The 18769-nt window shown below is 71.6% G+C and carries 18 protein-coding genes; 11 read left to right on the top strand and 7 right to left on the bottom strand.

The genetic code is table 11. The features are described from left to right. Positions 1–41: 41 nt before the first annotated feature. On the top strand, positions 42–1130 hold the full coding sequence (locus FFT09_RS21055; protein ID WP_208544484.1) for an ATP-dependent DNA ligase: 1089 nt from the start codon (positions 42–44) through the stop codon (positions 1128–1130). Further along, positions 1127–2140 (top strand): non-homologous end-joining DNA ligase, encoded by a 1014-nt coding sequence (gene ligD, locus FFT09_RS21060; RefSeq protein ID WP_138383766.1) that lies wholly within the window; start codon positions 1127–1129, stop codon positions 2138–2140. The genes FFT09_RS21055 and ligD overlap by 4 nt, the downstream gene beginning before the upstream one ends. Positions 2141–2144: 4 nt before the next feature. Here the strand turns inward: ligD and FFT09_RS21065 are convergent, their stop codons facing one another. Beyond that, on the bottom strand, positions 2145–2555 hold the full coding sequence (locus FFT09_RS21065) for a ChaB family protein (protein WP_081190407.1): 411 nt from the start codon (positions 2553–2555) through the stop codon (positions 2145–2147). 206 nt (positions 2556–2761) lie between these two features. Between FFT09_RS21065 and FFT09_RS21070 the strand changes: the two genes are divergently transcribed. Together FFT09_RS21070 and FFT09_RS21075 are read left to right on the top strand one after the other, a co-directional pair. Continuing rightward, complete coding sequence (locus tag FFT09_RS21070; protein ID WP_081190408.1) at positions 2762–3526, top strand: tyrosine-protein phosphatase; 765 nt, start codon at positions 2762–2764, stop codon at positions 3524–3526. A gap of 171 nt (positions 3527–3697) precedes the next feature. Further along, positions 3698–4573 (top strand): DUF4429 domain-containing protein, encoded by an 876-nt coding sequence (locus FFT09_RS21075; protein ID WP_138383767.1) that lies wholly within the window; start codon positions 3698–3700, stop codon positions 4571–4573. A 10-nt stretch (positions 4574–4583) separates the two neighbouring features. Here the strand turns inward: FFT09_RS21075 and FFT09_RS21080 are convergent, their stop codons facing one another. Next, entirely contained in the window at positions 4584–5261 is a 678-nt protein-coding gene (locus tag FFT09_RS21080) for an antibiotic biosynthesis monooxygenase (RefSeq protein ID WP_167305420.1), read from the bottom strand. A gap of 79 nt (positions 5262–5340) precedes the next feature. Continuing rightward, positions 5341–7167, bottom strand: coding sequence for a gamma-glutamyltransferase (gene ggt, locus FFT09_RS21085; protein WP_138383768.1), 1827 nt, complete (start codon positions 7165–7167; stop codon positions 5341–5343). Between the two features lie 244 nt (positions 7168–7411). Here ggt and FFT09_RS21090 point away from each other — a divergent pair, with 244 nt between their 5' ends. The 3 genes from FFT09_RS21090 to FFT09_RS21100 are packed head-to-tail and all read left to right on the top strand — an operon-like array spanning position 7412 to position 11131. Further along, positions 7412–8413 carry a TAXI family TRAP transporter solute-binding subunit gene (locus FFT09_RS21090; protein ID WP_081190411.1) on the top strand — a complete coding sequence of 334 codons (1002 nt, stop codon included), beginning with the start codon at positions 7412–7414 and terminating at the stop codon, positions 8411–8413. A 25-nt stretch (positions 8414–8438) separates the two neighbouring features. Then, a complete protein-coding gene (locus FFT09_RS21095) occupies positions 8439–10454 on the top strand; it encodes a TRAP transporter permease (protein ID WP_081190412.1) in 2016 nt (671 codons plus the stop codon). Then, positions 10451–11131, top strand: a complete 681-nt coding sequence (locus FFT09_RS21100; RefSeq protein ID WP_138383769.1) for an N-acetyltransferase — start codon at positions 10451–10453, stop codon at positions 11129–11131. Before FFT09_RS21095 ends, FFT09_RS21100 begins: the two co-directional genes overlap by 4 nt. Positions 11132–11146: 15 nt before the next feature. Here the strand turns inward: FFT09_RS21100 and FFT09_RS21105 are convergent, their stop codons facing one another. Continuing rightward, a complete protein-coding gene (locus tag FFT09_RS21105) occupies positions 11147–12718 on the bottom strand; it encodes an amidase (RefSeq protein WP_208544485.1) in 1572 nt (523 codons plus the stop codon). Between the two features lie 172 nt (positions 12719–12890). Between FFT09_RS21105 and FFT09_RS21110 the strand changes: the two genes are divergently transcribed. After that, on the top strand, positions 12891–13565 hold the full coding sequence (locus tag FFT09_RS21110) for a DUF6518 family protein (RefSeq protein WP_138383771.1): 675 nt from the start codon (positions 12891–12893) through the stop codon (positions 13563–13565). Between the two features lie 13 nt (positions 13566–13578). Here the strand turns inward: FFT09_RS21110 and FFT09_RS21115 are convergent, their stop codons facing one another. Together FFT09_RS21115 and FFT09_RS21120 are read right to left on the bottom strand one after the other, a co-directional pair. After that, positions 13579–14217, bottom strand: a complete 639-nt coding sequence (locus FFT09_RS21115; RefSeq protein WP_138383772.1) for an NAD(P)-dependent oxidoreductase — start codon at positions 14215–14217, stop codon at positions 13579–13581. Between the two features lie 2 nt (positions 14218–14219). After that, a complete protein-coding gene (locus FFT09_RS21120; protein ID WP_208544493.1) occupies positions 14220–15116 on the bottom strand; it encodes an EamA family transporter in 897 nt (298 codons plus the stop codon). A 136-nt stretch (positions 15117–15252) separates the two neighbouring features. Between FFT09_RS21120 and FFT09_RS21125 the strand changes: the two genes are divergently transcribed. The 3 genes from FFT09_RS21125 to FFT09_RS21135 all read left to right on the top strand — a co-directional run bounded on the left by FFT09_RS21125 (position 15253) and on the right by FFT09_RS21135 (position 17595). Next, complete coding sequence (locus FFT09_RS21125; RefSeq protein WP_275528133.1) at positions 15253–15765, top strand: MarR family winged helix-turn-helix transcriptional regulator; 513 nt, start codon at positions 15253–15255, stop codon at positions 15763–15765. A 187-nt stretch (positions 15766–15952) separates the two neighbouring features. After that, positions 15953–17470: a sodium-dependent transporter gene (locus FFT09_RS21130; protein WP_138383774.1), complete on the top strand. Its 1518-nt coding sequence runs from the start codon at positions 15953–15955 to the stop codon at positions 17468–17470. Then, positions 17470–17595, top strand: coding sequence for a methionine/alanine import family NSS transporter small subunit (locus tag FFT09_RS21135; RefSeq protein ID WP_081190420.1), 126 nt, complete (start codon positions 17470–17472; stop codon positions 17593–17595). The genes FFT09_RS21130 and FFT09_RS21135 overlap by 1 nt, the downstream gene beginning before the upstream one ends. A 6-nt stretch (positions 17596–17601) precedes the next feature. On the opposite strand, the gene FFT09_RS21140 is transcribed toward FFT09_RS21135, so the two are convergent. Beyond that, the gene (locus FFT09_RS21140; protein ID WP_081190421.1) at positions 17602–18687 is read right to left on the bottom strand and encodes an epoxide hydrolase family protein; all 1086 of its coding nucleotides are present in this window, start codon (positions 18685–18687) and stop codon (positions 17602–17604) included. Positions 18688–18769 lie beyond the last annotated feature (82 nt).

The following is an 18769-nucleotide window of genomic DNA, read 5'->3' on the forward strand; positions in this document are numbered from 1 at the left end:
AATCCGTGCTCCGGCGTGGCGGAGGTCATAGGATCGGGGTCGTGCACCTGCCTGTGATGCCGCCCGTGCGGCCCATGCTCGCGACCCTGGTGCGGGAGCTGCCGCACACACCCGGACTGCGCTACGAACCGAAGTGGGACGGGTTCCGCTGCATCGTCTTCCGCGACGGCGACGAGATCGAACTCGGTTCCCGCAACGACCGGCCGCTCACCCGGTACTTCCCCGAGCTGCTCGACCTCCTCGCCGACGCGCTGCCCCCGCGGTGTGTGGTGGACGGTGAGATCGTGGTGGTCACCGAGGGTGGGCTGGACTTCGACGCGCTGCAGAACCGGCTGCACCCCGCCGCCTCGCGGGTGCGGAAGCTGGCCGGCGAGACCCCGGCCAGCTTCGTGGCGTTCGACCTGCTCGCGCTCGGCGACCGGGACCTGTCCCCCGAGCCGTTCGCCGAGCGGCGCCGAGAGCTGGAAAGCGTGCTCGACACCGCGCGGGCGCGGGTACACCTGACGCCGATCACCGACGATCCGGCGGTGGCCACCGACTGGTTCACCCGGTTCGAGGGCGCGGGCTTCGACGGCGTGATGGTCAAGCCCTCCGACCAGCCCTACCAGCAGGACAAGCGCACGATGCTCAAGGTCAAGCACGAGCGCACGGCCGACTGCGTCGTCGCGGGCTTTCGCTGGCACAAGGACGGTCAGGGCGTGGGCTCGCTGCTGCTCGGGCTGTACGACGACGACGGCTCGCTGCATCATGTCGGCGTGGCGAGCAGCTTCACGGCCAAACGCAGGGCCGAGCTGGTCGACGAGCTGGAACCGCTGCGCGCGGAGGCACTCGACGAGCACCCGTGGCGCGACTGGGCCGACACCGAGCGCAACACCGACGGCCGGATGCCGGGCGGGCTGAGCCGCTGGAGCGCGGGCAAGGACCTGTCCTGGGAGCCGCTGCGGATCGAGCTGGTCGCCGAGGTGCGGTACGAGCACGTGCAGGCGGGCCGCTTCCGGCACGGTGGCAGGCTGGTGCGGTTCCGCCCCGACCGCACGCCGGAATCCTGTACCTACGCGCAGCTGGAGCAGGTCGCCCCCGCCGAACTCGCCGCCTTCTTCGACGAGGTGGACCCGGCGGGTACCCGATGAGCCCCGCGAAGGACGGCGTCGTGCTCGACGTCGACGGCACCGAGGTCACCGTCTCCAGCCCGGACAAGGTCTACTTCCCCGAGCGCGGCGAGACGAAGCTCGACCTGGTGCGCTACTACCAGGCCGTCGCCACCCCGCTGCTGGCCACGCTGGGCGGGCGACCGCTGCTCATGGAGCGTTACCCGGCCGGTGCGGGCGGAAAGTCCTGGTTCCAGAAGCGGGTACCGTCGTCGGCGCCGCCGTGGCTGCGCACCACCGTGGTCGCCACCCCCAATGGCACCACCAGCGATGCCCTGGTCGCGGCCGACCTCGCCCACGTGCTGTGGGCGGTCAACCTGGGCTGTCTCGGCTTCCACGTCTGGCCCTACCACGCCGACGAGCCCGAGGTCGCCGACGAGCTGCGGGTGGACCTCGATCCCACGCCCGGAGTCACGTTCGACCAGGTGCGCGAGGCGGCACTGGCCTCGAAGGAACTGCTGGACGAGCTGGGAATCGAGGGGTTCGTCAAGACCACGGGCTCGCGGGGGCTGCACCTCTACGTGCGCCTGGAAGCGCGCTGGGACAGCTACCAGGTGCGCGCGGGTGCGGTGGCGCTGGCACGCGAACTGCACCGCCGTCACCCGGACCTCATCACCGACGCCTGGTGGAAGGAGGAACGGGGCAAGCGGGTGTTCGTCGATTTCAACCAGAACGCGCCGCACAAGACCGTGTTCGGCGCGTGGTGCGTGCGGCCCCGCGTCGGCGGCCCCGTGTCCACTCCCCTCACCTGGGACGAGGTCGGCGATGTCGAGCCGGACGAGCTGACGCTGACCACCGTGCCCGCGCGCCTTGCCGAGCGCGGGGACCCGTGGGAGGGCATGGCTCGGCGCCCCCAGTCGCTGGAGCCACTGCTGGAACTGTCCCGGCGCGACACCGAGGCCGGCCTGCTCGACGCTCCGTGGCCCCCGGTGTATCCCAAGCAGCCGAACGAGCCGCCCCGGGTCGCTCCGAGCCGCGCGAAGAAGGAGTGAGCAGTCAGGACTTCTTCGACGCGCGGGCCTTCGCGGTGCGGCGCCCGCTGGCCTTCTGCAGCGCGTCGACGAGGTCCTGCTTGGTCATCGACGAACGACCGGGGATGTCGAGCTGGCGCGCACGTTCGTAGAGGTGCTGCTTGCTCGCCCTGGCGTCCACGCCCCCGGCCGTGTCCGTGGCGCGCTGCCCCGCACCCCGCGCGGCCTGCTGGTCGGACGGCCCTTTGCGCTCCTTCGGCTCCCAGTGGTCGCCCACCTTCTCGTAGGTGTGCTTGAGCGCCGCGTAGGCGGTCTGGTGGGCGCGCCGCCCCTCGCCGTAGGTCTCGACCGCGGAGTCGTGCGCCTCGATCCAGGTGCGCTGCGCCTTCTTCGGCGAGCGCTGCACGGTGCTGGGAAGTTCCTTGCGTCCCGGCATGGGGATCTCACCTGCCTTCGAGGGTCGGTTCACCTCGCCACCGGGGGTTACCGGTGCCGCGTGGCGACAAACCGCGCCGTGCCCGTCGTCGCGCAGTGTGAACGCGCGGGTCCGGTCGGGGACCACCGCCCCTGCCAGTCCATAGTGGATAGTGTTGGCCGTCATGGATTCTGGCTTTCGGGGGCGGTTGCTGGAACACTGGTGGGGTGCTGTGGCTTGAACTCGACGGTGCCGTGAACGTCCGCGACGTCGGAGGGCTGCCCACCGACGACGGGGCGAAGATCGCTTCCGGCCGGTTGCTGCGTTCCGACAACCTGCAGGACCTCTCGCCGTCCGACGTGTCGTATCTCGTGGAGAACCTGCGGCTGAGCACGGTGGTGGACCTGCGGTCGCCGACCGAGGTGACCGCGGAGGGCCCCGCGCCGCTGACCCGGCTCGGCCACGTCACCCACGTCAACCACTCGCTGCTGCCCGAACACGGCTTCGACGCCACGGCAGAGGCACTGCTGGTGCGGCGCAAGCGCGAGGAGGAACGCTACCCCGGCGACCCGGCGTGCGCGCACTACCTGGGCTACGTGGAGCACCGGCCCGACAGCATCGTGTCGGCGTTGCGCGCGGTCAACACCTCCCCCGGCGCGGCGCTGGTGCACTGCGCGGCGGGTAAGGACCGCACCGGCGTGGTGGTGGCGTTCGCCCTCAGCGTGGCAGGCACCCGCCGCGAGGACATCATCCGCGACTACGCGGCCACCGGTCAGCGCCTGCACCAGATCCTCGACCGGCTCCGCGGCACCCCCACCTACGCCGGAGACATCGACCGCGTGCCCGAGGACCGGCACCGCCCCCGCGCGGAGACGATGGAGGCGTTCCTGGAGCAGGTGGACCGCCGCTACGGCGGTGTGGCCAACGTGCTCGGGCGCCACGGTTTCACCGACGACGAACTCGACACGCTGCACCGGAGGCTGCGCGGCTGAACCGTGTCACCCTGCGTGTGGTGCCGTGAAGGCCACCCTCACTGCGTCTGACGCAGCGAAGGCCACCTTGACTGCGTCTCGCGCAGCGAAGGTGGCCTTCGCTGCAACCACCCCCCGGGCGGGCCTTCGCGCGGCGGAAGCGGTGATCGCACGCTGCTCTATCCTCGCCGCATGGCCGAACTCACCTCGCCCTTCGGCACCTGGTCCTTCGACGGCTCCTCGCTACGGATCACTCCGGGTTCCCACCGGCGCGTCCACAAGGTCCGCAAGGCGCTCGGTGAGCTGACGGTGCCGCTGGCCGCCATCGCCGGGGCGTCGTACGAACCGGGCCGCAAGGCGGGCCGTGTGCGGGTGCGGCTCAAGGAGGGCGCCGATCCGCTCTCCCAGGTGGCGGCTGGAAACCTGGCGGATCACGCGGACCCGTACCAGCTTCCGGTCGAGCCCGGCTCGCAGCAGGCGGCGGAGTACCTCGTCGACGCCGTGCGGTACACCCCGCGACCGGACGACGAGCCGTCGACGTGCTCCCGGTTCCTGCTGCCCGGCCCCGCGGTGCCCGTGTCGGCGTCCGTGGCCGACGGAACGGTGACCTGCGACGGACAACGGATCACGATCGAGCGGGGCTGGCAGGCTCCCGAAGCCAAGCGCAAGGCGGGCCGCACCGAACTCGACCTGACCGCGCTCGACGGCGTGGAGTGGCGGCCCGCCAGCTGGAACGACGGGATGCTGCGGTTGCGACCCCGTGGCGTTCCCAGCACGCTGCCGCCGGACTCGGACCCGAACACCCTCCGGCTGACGTGGGGCACCGAGAACGAGCTGCTGACGGTCCTCGTCGCGGCGGCTGTCGTGGCACGCCTGCCCCACCCGTACGCACCCGCCTTGCCCAGCGGGTCCGGGACACCGGACCCACCCGGTGAGGCTCAGCTGGGCGAGGTGGACGGGGTGCTGCGGCGGCTGCGGGAGCTGGGCGAGCTGCACCACGACGGCATCCTCGACGCCGACGAGTTCGCCGTCGCCAAGCAGGCGCTGCTGCGCAGGCTGTCGGAGTGAGCCCCGGTCGTCAGGACGGGTGTCCGCCGGTCACCGTTCCGTACGGCCGGTAGCGGCGGAACCCGCGACCGGTCAGCCCGGGGGTGCTCGCCACCAGCCTCGGCACCGGATCGTCCTCGCGCAACCGCGTCTCGACCAGCCGCTGGTGGGTGTTCTCGGCAGCGAACTCGGCCCAGTTGATCATCTTCGAGCCGTCGACCGAGAGGTGGAAGTGGCTGGCTCCCAGGTTGTCGACCTCGGCCGCACCGGTGGACAGCGGATGGTGGGACGCCAGCAGCTCGTCGACGAACGCACGGCCGGTGGCGGCCGTATCGAGGTCGAAGGATATGAGCACCACCATGCGGGCCCGCACCCGCTGGGCGGGCGGCACGCTGCGATACACCCGGGCCACGACCGGGCTGCCCCACGCGCCCGCCTCGTGTTCTTCCCCGGGCAGCGCGTCGACGTCGGCCCACTGCGTGTACTGCGACACGGTGCGCTCGTCGGTGCCCAGCAACACGCTGTGCGAGAGCAGCCCGGCGGGCGGTGCCGCGCCCCAGCGGCGCAACGCGGCCTCGGCCGTGCGGCGCTGCGCCACCGGATCGGGCGCGTCGAGTGTCAGTGTGCGCACCACTGCGGCATCCGCGTCGGTGCGGCTGACGTCCGGCAGCGGGCTCGTTTCCGTGTGTGTTTCCGTGTGCTCTGTCATGCCCTCACGCTAGGAACGCGGCGGGGCACCGGGCATCTGTCGGATGACCGGTGCCCCGGTGGCCCCAACCTCGTCCGGGTTACCGAGCGGGGCGCACCACCCCGGCGTCACCACCGCCGCGCCGCTGCGGCTCCGCCACCGCCTGCAACGTCCCGTCGCTGAGCACCTCGATGGCCGTGGCCGCGCCGATCTCCGAGCTGGTGGAGAACTCGTGCCCGTAGCCGCCCAGGACGCCCTCGTGAGCGTCGCGGAACGCCGGCTCGGCCGACACCGTGACCGTGTTGCGCTGGGTGGCTCGCGGCGCCGCGAGTGCCTCCGGCAGGTCCATGCCGCCGTCGACACGGTTCATCAGCGTCTGGATCACGGTCGTGATGATCGTGGACCCGCCGGGCGAGCCGAGCACGAGCCACGGCTGCCCCTCGGAGAGCACGATGGTGGGCGACATCGACGAGCGCGGGCGCTTGCCACCCTCGATCCGGTTGGGGTCCTCGGGGTCGTAGACGTGGCTGAAGTCGGTCAGCTCGTTGTTGAGCAGGAAGCCCCGGCCGGGCACCGTGATGCCGCTGCCGCCGGTCTGCTCGATCGTGAGCGTGTACGACGCCACGTTGCCCCAGCGGTCCACCACGGACAGGTGCGTCGTGGACAGTCCCTCCGTGTCGGGCCGGTCCACGACCACGCCCTCGGTACCGCCGCAGGACGGGTCGTAGTCGCCGTCCGCCGTTCCGGCCGCCACCGGCTTCGCCGCGGCGGTGGCCGGGTCCAGTTCGCATGCCCGCTCGGCGGCGAACTCGTCGGACACGAGTTCCTCCACGGGCACGTCGACGAAGTGGCTGTCCCCCGAGTACCGGGCGCGGTCGGCGTAGGCCAGTGCCGAGGCCTCCAGGTAGTGATGCAGCCGCTCATCGGAGTTCATCCCCGCGAGGTCGAACCGCTCCAGGATGTTCAGCGTCTCCCCGACCGTCGTACCGCCGCTGGAGGGCGGTGCCATCCCGATGACCTCGTAGCCCCGGTAGTCGTTGCGGGTCGGCTCCGGCCTGGCGACGGTGTAGTTCGCGAGGTCCGCCTCGGTCATGTGCCCGGCGGGCACGGGCAGGTCGGTGCGGCCGCTGCGCGGCGGGTGCTGCACCGTCTCGGCGATGTCCCCGGCGATCGGTCCGTCGTAGAACCAGTCGGCGCCGAGCCGGCCGAGCTTGGCGTAGGTGTGGGCGAGGTCGCGGTTGCGGAACACCGACCCCACCTCAGGCGCGTCCCCACCCGGCAGGAACAGCTCCGCCGTCGGTGCGATGGCGGAGAACCGCTCGGCGTTGTTCAGGGTCTGCTGCCGGAAGGTCTCGTCGACGACGAAACCGCGCCGCGCCAGCCGCGTCGCCGGGCGCAGCGCCTCGGCGAGCGAGTACGTGCCCCACTCGTCGAGCGCGACCTCCCAGGTCGCGGGCGTGCCGGGTACGCCGACCGCCGACCCGCTGGTGACCATGTCGGGGAAGAACGGGTACGTCTCGCCCGTCGCGGGGTCGATGAACGCGTCGCGGGGCATGGCCTCGGGTGCCGTCTCGCGCCCGTCGAGGGTCTGGACCTCCCCGGTGGCCGCGTCGTAGTGGACGAGGAATCCACCACCGCCGATCCCGGCGCTGTAGGGATCGGTGACGCCCAGCGCGGCGGCGGTGGCGACGGCGGCGTCAACGGCGTTGCCACCGCGGCGCAGGACGTCCAGGCCGATCGCGGTGGCCTCGGGGTCCACCGAGCTGACGGCTCCCCCGCTGCCGACCGCCACCGGGGTCTTGTCGGGCTGCCTCGGCTGTGCTCCCGAGGTGGCCTGCGTGGCCACGGTGACGCTCGCGGCCATCCCCACGACAGCGAGACTGGCCAGTGTGCGCCGCCGGACGGAGCGCGGGGCGACTGTGGACATTCCACCTCCCGGTGACTCGGAGCCCAGCCCTCTCGCACACGGCCGGACCGTCTCCCAGCATGGTCCACGAGGGACCGCCGCGCGACCCTACGCCGCCTGGACCATTCGGCTTCGGCCGTTCGCCCCACCCGGCCTTCCGACATCGCGAACGGATAACGATCAGCCCGACCGCGCCGACGGCGACCCTCGCGGCATCGAGGGTTTTGGTATAGACCAGACTTTTCGTGAACAGGAAGGAGCGGGTGTGCTCACAAGCAAGCGCAGGCGCGGCATGGGCCTGATGGCCGCGGCGGCCCTCACGGCGGTCGCCGGGTGTTCCGGCGGCGGCTCGGGCGGCGGGGGTGGGGAGGACGACTTCACCACCAACCTCCAGTTGGGCACGGGCAGCACCGGCGGGGTGTACTTCCCGATGGGCCAGGAGTACTCCACGCTCTTCGTCGACAACATCGAGGCCGAGGGCCTGAACGTGACCGCCGTGGAGACCGGCGCCTCCGTCGAGAACCTCGCCAAGATCGCGCGCGGGGAGTTGCAGCTCGGCATCGCGCAGCACAACACCGCCCAGGACGCCGTCAACGGCGAGGGCGAGTTCAACGGCGCGACGGTCGAGAACGTCGGCTTCCTCGGCAAGCTCTACCCGGAGGCGGCACAGGTCATCACCCTGGAGTCGAGCGGCATCGACTCGGTGTCGGACCTTGAGGGCAAGACGGTCGCGATCGGCCCTCCCGGTGGGGGCACGCGCGACGCGGCCGAGCAGATCCTGTCCGCCTACGGGCTGGAGGAAGGCGACTACACCGCGCTGGAGGAGGGCTTCGGCGACGCGAAGGCGAAGCTGCAGGACGGCAACGCCGACGCCTCCATCGAGATCCTCGGGGTGCCCGCGGCGAGCCTGCAGGAGTTGCAGGCCACCACCGGCGAGGTGAAGCTCGTGCCGCTCGACGGCACCGAACTGGACACCATCGTGGGGCAGAGCCAGTTCGAGCCCTACGAGATCCCGGCCGACACCTACGACTTCCTCGACGAGCCGGTGCCGACCGTGTCGGTGTTCGCCGCGATGTACGCCTCCACGAACCAGGTCAGCGAGGAGCTGGGCTACGAGCTCACCAAGACGCTGTACGAGCAGGCCGACTCGCTGACGCTGGCGCAGAAGGAGCTGATCAGCGTGGAGGAGGCCACGGTCGGCCAGGGCGACGTGCCGCTGCACCCCGGGGCGCGCAAGTACTTCCAGGAACAGGGCCTGCTCGACTGAGCTGAGCCGGAGAAGGAGAGACACGATGGCCGACGACACGGCGGCGCCCGGTTCCACGACGGCGTCCGAGCCCGGCACCGCGACGGCGGAGAAGGAGGCGCGGGAGAAGGCCGCCGCCTACGACCGCGAGAGCCGGTACCGGACCCAGCTCGGACCGTGGAAATGGGTCGTCGCCGTGCTCGGCACGGCACTGACACTGTTCCAGCTGTACACGGCGCTGTTCGGCACGTTCACCTCGATCATCCAGGGCGCCGTGCACGTCGGCATGGCGCTGAGCCTCGTGTACCTGCTGTATCCGGCGCACCGGGCCGGTGCGAGCAAGCCGGGGGTGCCACCGCACGACGTGCTGCTCTGCGCGCTGGCGCTCGGGGCGAACGGCTACATCGTGGTGAACTACGAGCAGCTCACGACCCAGTCGGTGGTGTTCGGCTTCGAGACGGTCGACGTGGTGGTGGCCGTGGCGGCCATCGCCCTGATCCTCGAAGCCACCCGCCGCTGTGTCGGCCTGCCGATCGTCGTGATCGCGGTGGCGGCGCTGGCGTACGGCTACTACGGCCCCTCCATGCCGATCTTCTCCCATCCCGGCTTCACCTTCGACGCGCTGGTGTCCGAGTCGGTCTACAGCTCGACGACGGTGTTCGGCACCCCCATCCAGGTGTCGTCGACGTTCATCTTCCTGTTCCTGTTCTTCGGGGTCATTCTGGTCCGGACCAACATCGGAAAGTTCTTCAACGACCTGGCGTTCGGGCTCACCGGTCGCCGCACCGGGGGCACGGCCAAGGCCGCGGTGGTCGCCAGCGGGCTCCAGGGCATGGTGTCGGGCAGCTCGGTGGCCAACACGGTGGCGTCCGGCTCGTTCACGATCCCGATGATGAAGCGCGCGGGATTCCGGCCCCAGGTCGCCGGGGCGGCCGAGGCCGCCGCGTCGACGGGTGGCCAGCTGGTTCCCCCGGTGATGGGCGCGGCCGTGTTCATCATGGCCGAGTACACCGGCACGCCGTACAACGAGCTGATCCTCTTCGCGATCGTGCCCGCCGCGCTCTACTTCCTCGGGGTGTTCTGCGGAGTCCACTTCGAGGCCCGCCGCACGGGTGTCCTCGGCACGCCCAAGGACCAGCTACCGGTCCTGCGGTCGCTGCTCACCCGGCTGTACCTGCTCGCACCGCTGGTGGTCATCATCGGGCTGCTGCTGGCGGGGCGGTCGGCGGCCAATGCCGCACTGTTCGGCATCCTCACGGCGCTGCTGGTGAGTTTCCTGCGTGCCGACACCCGGCTGTCGGCACGCCAGTTCGCGCGGCTGTTCGAGGACGGCGCGCGCACGGCCCTGCCGGTGATCGCGGCGTGCGCCACCGCGGGCATCATCGCGGGCACCGTGACCCGCACCGGCCTGGGCGGCAAGCTGGCAGGCGGGATCGTGGACCTGTCGATGGGCAGTTTCGCGCTGGTACTGGTGCTGACCATGCTGGCGTGCCTGCTGCTCGGGATGGGACTGCCGACCACGGCGAACTACGTCGTCACCGCCACGGTCGCCGCGCCGATCCTGGTGGAACTGGGTGTGCCCATCGTGGCCGCGCACTTCTTCGTGTTCTACTTCGGCATCGTCGCCGACATCACGCCGCCGGTGTGCCTGGCCGCCTACGCCGGAGCGGGCCTGGCCCGCGCGAATCCGATGCGCACCGGGGTCACCGCGGTGAAACTCGCCATCCCCGGCTTCCTCGTGCCGTACGTGTTCGTGCTCGAACCACAACTGCTGTTGCAGGACGTCACCGTGACCGGCTTCGCCGTCACACTGCTCACCGCCGTGGTGGGAATCGCCGCCGTGTCGGCGGGGCTCATCGGTTACACCCCCGGCGGTCACCCGGCATGGCGGTTCGCACTCGTCGCGGGCGGGCTCGCGGGCCTGTATCCCGAGCCGCTGGTCTCGGTGGCCGGGCTCGCCATGGTGGCGGCCGTCGTCGTGGCACACCGCCTCCGGCGTGGCGGTGACCGGGACGGAGCCGACCAGAACGGAGCCGACCGGGACGCAGCGGTGACCCCGTGACGGGCCCGCCCGTACACAGCCTCACCGGGGACCAGGTCACCGCGCTGTTTTCGGAGGCCGCGCGTGGCGTGTTCCCCGAGCCGGACTTCTCCGTGCGGATCGGGCCGCTGTGTGGCCCCGCCGCCGCCGTGGTGGCGTTCACCGACTGCGTCGTGGTGGCCACGCCGATGGGTGTGCGCTGGTGGCGCGAGGTGCTCGCCGACGGCGCCGACCCCATGCATCCGCGGGTGCTGCTCACGCTCGCCGACGCGCTGGGCACCACGGTCGGCGAGAACGAGGCGGTACTGGCGGCGGCCCCGTCGCGCACCGTGTCCCTGGCCCGGTCGGTGCGGCTGGTTCCGTTCGACGACGGTCACCCGCGAGTGGCCCGCGCCCGCCGGTACCGCGACGACGTCCGCGCCTGGACCACAGTGGAGGGCGACGGCCTGCTGGTCGTCGGCCGGGGACTGGCGGGCCGGTGGGAGATGAGCATGGACGTGGCCCCGCGCGCCAGGACGCGCGGGCTGGGACGCGCGCTCGCGGCGGCGGCGCGGGCCCACGTTCCCCGGGGTCAGGCGGTGTACGCACAGGTCGCCCCGGGCAACGCGGCCTCGCTGCGCGCGCTGCTCGCCGCGGGCTACCATCCCGTCGCCCAGGAGGTGCTGTTCCCGCTGCGCCCCGCCGGCGGCTCCGGGTGAGTCCGGCCCCGCCGGTCAGTGCCCCGGTGGAGTGCGGTGTCCCGTGGCCTGCTCGTAGTCGTGGGCCAGTGCCAGCAGGTCCGGCTCGCTGAACGGCAGCCCGAGCAACTCGACCCCGACGGGCAGCCCGTCGGCGGTGAACCCGGCGGGCACGCTGACCGCGGGGAAGCCGCTGTAGGCGGCCAGCCTGCAGTTGCGGTACGACTGTTCGACCCCGATCGGTGTCGGTGGCTCGCTGATCGAGGGATAGACGAGCGCGTCGAGATCGTGCTCGGCCATGAGCCCGGTGAGCAGGGCACGGAGGCGGTCGCGCTGGCGCAGCGTCTCGTCGTACTCCGGGTTCGGCAGTGCCGGGCTGTCGACCCACGCACGCAGGGTGGACAGCACGCTCGGGATCACCTCACCGGAGGCGGCGAGGTCGGCCAGCGTCAGCCGGTCGCGGGGTTCGGCCAGGTGGGCGAGCCGCAGCGGCCTTCCCCGGGCGGACTCGGCCAGGTAGGCGTCGAGGTCGCGTTCGAACTCGTGGCGCACCCGGTTCGCTCCGGCCGCCGCGGCCATGACGTCGGGCAGCGGGCCGAGTTCCACCGGCTCCGCGCCCTGGGCGGCCATGTCGTCGATCGCCCGCCGGACGAGGGCGTTGGTGTCGGGCGCCCGGCCCCCGGTGTCGAAGTAGTCCGTGACGACGCCGACGCGCGCGCCGGTGAGCGCGGGCCGGTCGAGGCCGTCGAGGTAGGAGTCCGGCACCCGGCCCAGTGCCGCCTCGGTGACCGGGTCGGCCGGGTCGTGGCCCACCGTGGCGTCGAGCAGCAGGGCCGCGTCCTCGACCGAGGTCGTCAACGGACCCACCGTGTCCTGCGTGCCCGCGAGCGGCGCGACTCCGTCCCTGCTGGACAGCCCCAGGGTGGGCCGCACTCCGACGAGGTTGGTGTGTGCGGCGGGGATACGCACCGACCCGCAGGTGTCCGTGCCCAGCGCCGCCGGGGCGAGCGAGGCCGCCACGGCCACGGCACTGCCACCGCTGGACCCGCCCGGGTGCCGCGCCGGGTCGTAGGGGTTGCGGGTCTGCCCGCCCAGCGACGACTCCGTGTAGATGCTCATCGCGTACTCGTGCAGGTTGGTCTTGGCGAGCACCAGGGCACCCGCCTCGCGCAGCCGCGCGATCTGCGTGGCGTCGTCCGGCGGGCGCATGCCCCGCAGCGCGAGGGAGCCGCTGGTCGTGGGCAGGTCGTGGGTGTCCATGTTGTCCTTCACGACCACCGGGACGCCGTGCAGCGGGCCCCGCAGTTCGCCCCGCGCGCGTTCCGCGTCGAGCCGCACCGCCTCCGCCCGTGCCCTCGGGTTGAGCGTGAGGATCGCGCCGAGGTCCGGGTCCTGGGCCTCGATGCGGCGCAGGTAGGCGTCGACGAGTCCACGCGAGGTGACCTCCCCGTCGGCGAGCAGCTCGCCGAGTTCCGCCACGGACCGGTCGGCGACGTCCACGATCCCGGTTTCGGCCTGCGCGGACGGAGCCGGAAGCGCGGTGACGGCCAGCGCTGTGCTGCCGACGGTGGCGACCACCGAGGCCAGCACGGCGAACCTGCGACGCACGATGGGTCCCCTCTCGCCGGAGTGTCCGGGAAGCGATCACCAGACCTACCGGGCGGGGCGACGGATGTCCAGACCAATTCGGGTGAACCGACGCCTCCCGTGTGCGATACCGGGCGACCCGCCCGCCCGCGAGTGCCCGACCGATGCCCCGCCCGCGATCCGCCGGAGAGTCATGGAGCCGCCAGAACCGGCCGCGACCCCACGCACGCCCGCTGGGCCCGGCCGACTGCCACTGCGCCCCGAGGTGCTCGTCGCCCTGGCCGGGCTGCTGACCGGAGCGTTCGCGGCGGTGGCCTACTACTCGCCGCTGCTGCGGTCGCTGGCGCACACGTTCGTGATCTGGACAGCGCTGGCCGCGGTGGTCGCGGCAGGGCAGTCCCCCAGAACCGCGGTCGTCCGCGTCAGCATCGCCCTGCTGGCCGCCGTGTCCGCGTTCTACTCCGGCAAGGCCGTCCTCTACTCCGGAGGAGCACTTCCGCTCAACCTGTTCGACCTGCTCGTGTGGGGCGGCCTCGCGGTGGTGGCCGGGGTGGTGCTCGGGCTGGGCCTGCGCGCCGTCGGTGACAGCGGCGCCCACGGCACCGTGGCGACGGCGAGCGCGCTCGGGCTCATGTGGGGCGACGTGGTCCGTCGCACCGGCCACGTGTTTTCGCCGGACCCGGCGCTGGTCGCCGTCACCGGACTGCTCACGGCCGTCCTGCTGCTGCTCGGCTCCCGCTCCCGCGCGCAGGCCGCGCGCATCGCGCTGCTGGCGGTCCCGCTGACGGTTCCGGGGTTCCTGCTCGTGTCGGCACCTGATCTTCTGGAGCAGTTGCTGATCACGGGCAGCTTCTCCGGCGGGTGGTGAACCGAGCGGTACCTCAGTACGCGACGGTGAAACTGCTACCCCGGTACCGGGCGTGCTCCGCCTCGTCGAGCACGGCCACCGCGAAGTCCTCGGTCGAGATCGCCGAGCGGCCCCGCTCGTCCACCAGGAGCACGTCGGTGCCGGTGCGGTACCGGCCGGTCCGGGTCCCGGGCGCGATGCGCGCGGGCGGACTCACATAGGTCCAGTCCACGCCGGGACGGCTCAGGCAGCATTCGTGCTGGTCGACGCACGCCTTCGCGATCGCGCGCCACTCCTGCGCCACGAACCGGGGGTCGTCGACGACCAGGCCCGTCCCGTCCGGCACGCGCAGCCGTCCCGCTCCCCCGACCAGCAGCAGCCGCGCCCCGGCCCGGTCCACACCGGACAGCAGCGCCGTGGCGATCTCGGTGAGTTCGTGCTCGTCCCCCGAGGGCGGCCGGGTCGCGCCGACGACGAGGTCGCTGCCGGCCGCGCGGGTGGCGACCTCCTCGGCACTCGTGGCATCGCCCACCCGGACCGTGACGCCGTCAGGCAGCGACGAGGCACGCGCCTCGGAGCGCACCACGGCGCTCACGTCGTGGCCGCGTGCCAGTGCCTCCGCGACGATCCGGCCGCCGATCTGGCCGGTGGCTCCGAAGACGGTGATGCGCATGGTCAGGTCCTTTCGAGTTCGGGTTCGGGTTCGGTTTCGGGTCGCGAGCTCCGCGGTACGCGCCGGGGGAACTGCGCCGCCATCACCGCCACGAGAGCGAGTGCGGCTCCGAGAAGTTGTGTGCCGGTGAAGGTCTCACCGAGCGCGACCCAGCCCAGCACGGTGGCCACGACCGGCGAGAGCAGGGGCAGGAACGACACGGCGGCCACCGGCAACAGGTCGAGGCCGCGGAACCACACCACGTAGGCCAGCAGCGTGCCTGCCAGCGCGAGCCAGGCGTAGCCGCCGAGCGCGACGGCGTCGAGCGCGGGAGGCATGCCCTCCACGGCGAGCGCCACGGGCAGCAGCACGAGCCCACCCGCCGTAAGCTGCCAGCCCGTCAGCGTGACCACCCCGACGGGCCGTTTCCAGCGCCGGGTCAGCACCACACCGGTCGCCATCGACGCCGTGCCCGCGAGCCCGGCCACGATGCCCACGGGGTCGAACGCCACAGCACCCCGCAGCACCGTCAGGGCGACACCGCCCACGCCGACGACGGCCCAGCCGAGCCGCCAGCCGGTCGGCCGCTGCCCGAGCAGCACCAGCGCCAGCACGGCCACCATGAGCGGCTGCGCCGCGCCGAGGATGGCCGCCACCCCACCGGGCAGCCGGTAGGCCGCGAGGAACAGCAACGCGAAGAACGCGCCCATGTTGAGCGTGCCGAGCACGGCCGCGCGCCACCACCACCCGCCGCGCGGCAGGGTGCGCGTCCACGCGAGCAGCAGCAGCCCCGCGGGGAGTGCCCGGAGCACGCCCGACAGCAGCGGCCGGTCCGGCGGCAGGTACTCGGTGGTCACGAGATACGTGGTGCCCCACAGAACGGGCGCGAGCGCGGTGAGCAGGAGAACTCCGGGCAGCACGCGCTCCCGTTGGCCCGGCGCGGCGGCCGGTCCGTCGTGGACCGTGGTCACATGCACTCCTTAGCGTTGAACATTTCAACGCTAAAACAATATGACCGGATGCTACGCTGCGTCAAACAGTTCGACGTTGAGGGGCATGCGGAGGCACCTGGTGCGGGACAGCGTCGATGCGATCCTGGCGCAATGGCGGGCCGAGCGCCCCGACCTCGATCCGTCCCCGATGGGCGTCATCGGCCGGATCTCCCGGGCCGCCCGGGCACTGGAGCGCAGGCTGCGCGACCACTTCGCCAGCCGAGGGCTCCAGTCCGGTGAGTTCGACATCCTCGCCACGTTGCGCCGCTCGGGCGCGCCGTACCGGTTGAGCGCGGGCGCGCTCGTCGGCTCCGCCATGGTCACCTCCGGTGCGATCACCCACCGGCTCGACCGCCTTGTCGCCAAGGACCTCGTCACCCGCGAGACCGACCCGGACCACCGGCGCAGCGTGCTGGTCACCCTCACCGACCACGGCCGTGAACTCGTCGACGAACTCGTCGACGCCCATCTCGAACTGGAACGCGCGCTGCTCGCCGACCTCGACACGGCCGAACAGGACCAGCTCGCCGGACTGCTGCGGACCCTGCTGAACGGGCTCGGCGACACCCCGGAGTGACGCCACCCGCGACGCACCGGCCACAGGGGACGGCAAGCGCCGTCCCGGTTCCCGGCGTCGTGCCGGATGGGGAGGTAGGCTGCCACACTGTCGCGCGACCGCCGCCCGGCCACCGGTCACGGCGCGCCGCCGCGAGCGCGAGGCGACACCCCTATCCGACCCGACACACGATTCGGACACCGAAGCCATGCACGCAGAGCACCGTGAGCAGTGGGGAACCCGCGCCGGGTTTCTCCTGGCCGCCATCGGCTCCGCCGTCGGCCTGGGAAACATCTGGCGCTTTCCCTACGTCGCCTATCAGAACGGGGGCGGGGCCTTCCTGCTGCCCTACCTCGCCGCGCTGCTGACCGCGGGCATTCCCCTGCTCATCCTGGAATACACGATCGGCCACCGGTACCGCAGCACGCCGCCGACCGCGTTCCTCCGGCTTTCCCGGCCCGCGCAGGCCATCGGCTGGTGGCAGGTCGTCATCTGCTTCGTCATCGCGGCCTACTACGCGGTCATCATCGCGTGGTCGATCCGCTACACCGGATACTCGTTCGACCGCGCCTGGGGCGACGACCCCGAGGGGTTCCTGTTCGGTGACTTCCTGCAGGCCGCCGACGGCCCGACCATGGACCTCTCCTACGTCGGCGGGGTACTGGTGCCGCTGATCGCGGTCTGGGTCATCACGCTCGCGGTCCTCGCGGTGGGCGTGCGCCGGGGCATCGAACGGCTGAACAAGATCTTCATCCCCACGCTCGTCGTGCTGTTCCTCGCGCTCGTCGTCAGAGCGCTGACACTGCCCGGCGCCGTCGACGGGCTCAACGCCTTCTTCTCGCCGGACTGGTCGGCCATCAACGACGGCAGCGTGTGGGTCGCCGCCTACGGGCAGATCTTCTTCTCGCTGTCCATCGGCTTCGGCATCATGATCACCTACTCGTCGTACCTGCGGCGGCGATCGGACCTCAGCGGTTCCGCCCTCGTCGCCGGGTTCGCGAACAGCTCGTTCGAGCTGCTGGCCGGCATCGGCGTGTTCGCCACGATCGGGTTCATGGCGGCCAACGCGGGCATCCCGGTCGACGAGCTGGCCACCAGCGGTATCGGCCTGGCCTTCGTGGCGTTCCCGCAGATCATCTCCAGCATGCCGGCCGGTGAACTGTTCGGCGTGCTGTTCTTCCTGTCGCTGTCCATCGCGGGACTGACCTCGCTCATCAGCATCGTGCAGGTGATCGTGGGCTCCGTCGCCGACCGCACCGGGCTGCGCCGCGTTCCCTCCGTGCTGATCGTCGGCGGATTCACGGCGCTGGTGTCCATCGTGCTGTTCCCGACCACGGGCGGGCTCTACCTGCTCGACGTCGTCGACCGCTTCATCAACCAGTACGGCATCGTTGTCGCCGCCCTGGTCGCGGTGATCACCGTCTCGTGGTTCACCCGCAGGCTCAAGCCGCTGGCCGCGCACGCCAACGCCACATCCGCCGTACAGCTCGGCGTGCTCTGGCGGGTCACCCTCGGCATCGTTACGCCGCTGGTGCTGGGCTGGATGATGTGGGACAGCCTCCAGACCGAACTGTCCGAGAACTACGAGGACTACCCGAGCTCGTTCCTGCTGGGAGCGGGCTGGGGCGTCGCGCTCGGCGCGCTCGTGCTGGGCATCGTCCTGTCGTTGCTGCCGTGGAGGCGGGGCCAGCAGTCCTCTGAATCGCACCAGGAGGTGCAAAGCTGATGTCGACCGGTGCCATCGTGATGCTCATCGTCTCCATCGCCGTCGTGTGGGGAGGACTGACCCTGGCGATCCTGCGGCTGCGCAAACACCCGGAGGTTCCGGAGCTGCCGGAGGACGACGGCTGAACCTCCTCACGTCACGGCGTCGAAGAACGCCGTGACGTCCCGGGCGAACAGGGCGGGCACTTCCATCGCGGCGAAGTGCCCGCCCTCGTCGTGTTCGGCCCAGTGAACGACGTCGAAGCGCTGTTCGGCCAGGCTTCGCGCAGGCAGGTTGAGGTCGTGCGCGAACACGGCGACACCGAGCGGCACCGGACACGACGGCGGCGGAGCCACCCCGGCCGACTCCTTGTACAGGCGTGCCGATGACGACGTCGTACCCGTCGCCCAGTACAGCATGACGTTGGTCAGCAGGCGGTCGTCCGGAACGGCCGAGTCAGGGTCGGTCCACCCGTCGAAGGGCTCGGCCAGCCACGCCAGCAGCCCCGTCGGCGAATCGGTCAGCGCGTAGGCCAGCGTCTGCGGTTGCTGGGCATGGACGAGCTGCGAGGCGGGACGGCGGGTGACGAAGCCGCTGGTGTGCTCGGCCCGGGCCCGGTCCGGCTCCGGCAGTGTCCGCAGCTGCGCCTCGGTGGCGGGCGTCGGCAGGTAGTTGAGATGAACCCCGACGACGTCGTCCGGCGCCAGCTCCGCCACCAGCCGGGAGATGGCGGCACCCCAGTCACCGCCCTGCACGCCGTAGCGCCGGTAACCGAGTCCGTGCATCAGCTCCACCCACGCCCGCGCGACGCGGCGCGTGTCCCAGCCCCGCCGCCGCGTCGGGCCGGAGAACCCGAAGCCCGGGATGGCGGGCACCACCACGTGGAAACGTTCGGTCAGCAGGGGCAGTACGTCGAGGAACTCGACCACCGAGCCCGGCCAGCCGTGCGTGAGCAGCAGGGGCAGCGCGTCGGTCCGTGGCGAGCGCACGTGCCAGAAATGCACCCGCTGCCCGTCGATCTCGGCGAGGTACTGCGGGATCTCGTTGAGCTGCGCTTCCTGCGCACGCCAGTCGTAGGAGCCGCGCCAGTACTGCGCCAGGCTCCGCACGCGGGCGAGCGGGATGCCGTAGTCACGTCCCGCTCCGGGTAGTTCGTCGGGCCAGCGCGTGGCGGCCAGCCGCGCGTCGAGATCGGTCAGCACGCTGTCCGGAACGTGAACGCGAAAAGGTTCCAGCACGGTCGATCTCCTCTCACTTCATTAGTGGCACTAACGTTAGTGCGACTAATGACTTTGGTCAACTCGCCGCGAATCGCCCGGC

It is taken from the genome of Saccharomonospora piscinae (assembly GCF_005862235.1).
Classification (GTDB): domain Bacteria; phylum Actinomycetota; class Actinomycetes; order Mycobacteriales; family Pseudonocardiaceae; genus Saccharomonospora; species Saccharomonospora piscinae.

What these genes read in the sequence shown, in the direction of transcription:
- FFT09_RS21075 (WP_138383767.1), top strand. Translation starts at nt 3,698, where the DNA reads ATGGCCGAACTCACCTCGCCCTTCGGCACCTGGTCCTTCGACGGCTCC.
- FFT09_RS21135 (WP_081190420.1), top strand. Translation starts at nt 17,470, where the DNA reads ATGTCGACCGGTGCCATCGTGATGCTCATCGTCTCCATCGCCGTCGTG.
- FFT09_RS21125 (WP_275528133.1), top strand. Translation starts at nt 15,253, where the DNA reads ATGCGGAGGCACCTGGTGCGGGACAGCGTCGATGCGATCCTGGCGCAA.
- ligD (WP_138383766.1), top strand. Translation starts at nt 1,127, where the DNA reads ATGAGCCCCGCGAAGGACGGCGTCGTGCTCGACGTCGACGGCACCGAG.
- FFT09_RS21065 (WP_081190407.1), bottom strand. Translation starts at nt 2,555, where the DNA reads ATGCCGGGACGCAAGGAACTTCCCAGCACCGTGCAGCGCTCGCCGAAG.
- ggt (WP_138383768.1), bottom strand. Translation starts at nt 7,167, where the DNA reads ATGTCCACAGTCGCCCCGCGCTCCGTCCGGCGGCGCACACTGGCCAGT.
- FFT09_RS21080 (WP_167305420.1), bottom strand. Translation starts at nt 5,261, where the DNA reads ATGACAGAGCACACGGAAACACACACGGAAACGAGCCCGCTGCCGGAC.
- FFT09_RS21095 (WP_081190412.1), top strand. Translation starts at nt 8,439, where the DNA reads ATGGCCGACGACACGGCGGCGCCCGGTTCCACGACGGCGTCCGAGCCC.
- FFT09_RS21110 (WP_138383771.1), top strand. Translation starts at nt 12,891, where the DNA reads ATGGAGCCGCCAGAACCGGCCGCGACCCCACGCACGCCCGCTGGGCCC.
- FFT09_RS21130 (WP_138383774.1), top strand. Translation starts at nt 15,953, where the DNA reads ATGCACGCAGAGCACCGTGAGCAGTGGGGAACCCGCGCCGGGTTTCTC.
- FFT09_RS21115 (WP_138383772.1), bottom strand. Translation starts at nt 14,217, where the DNA reads ATGCGCATCACCGTCTTCGGAGCCACCGGCCAGATCGGCGGCCGGATC.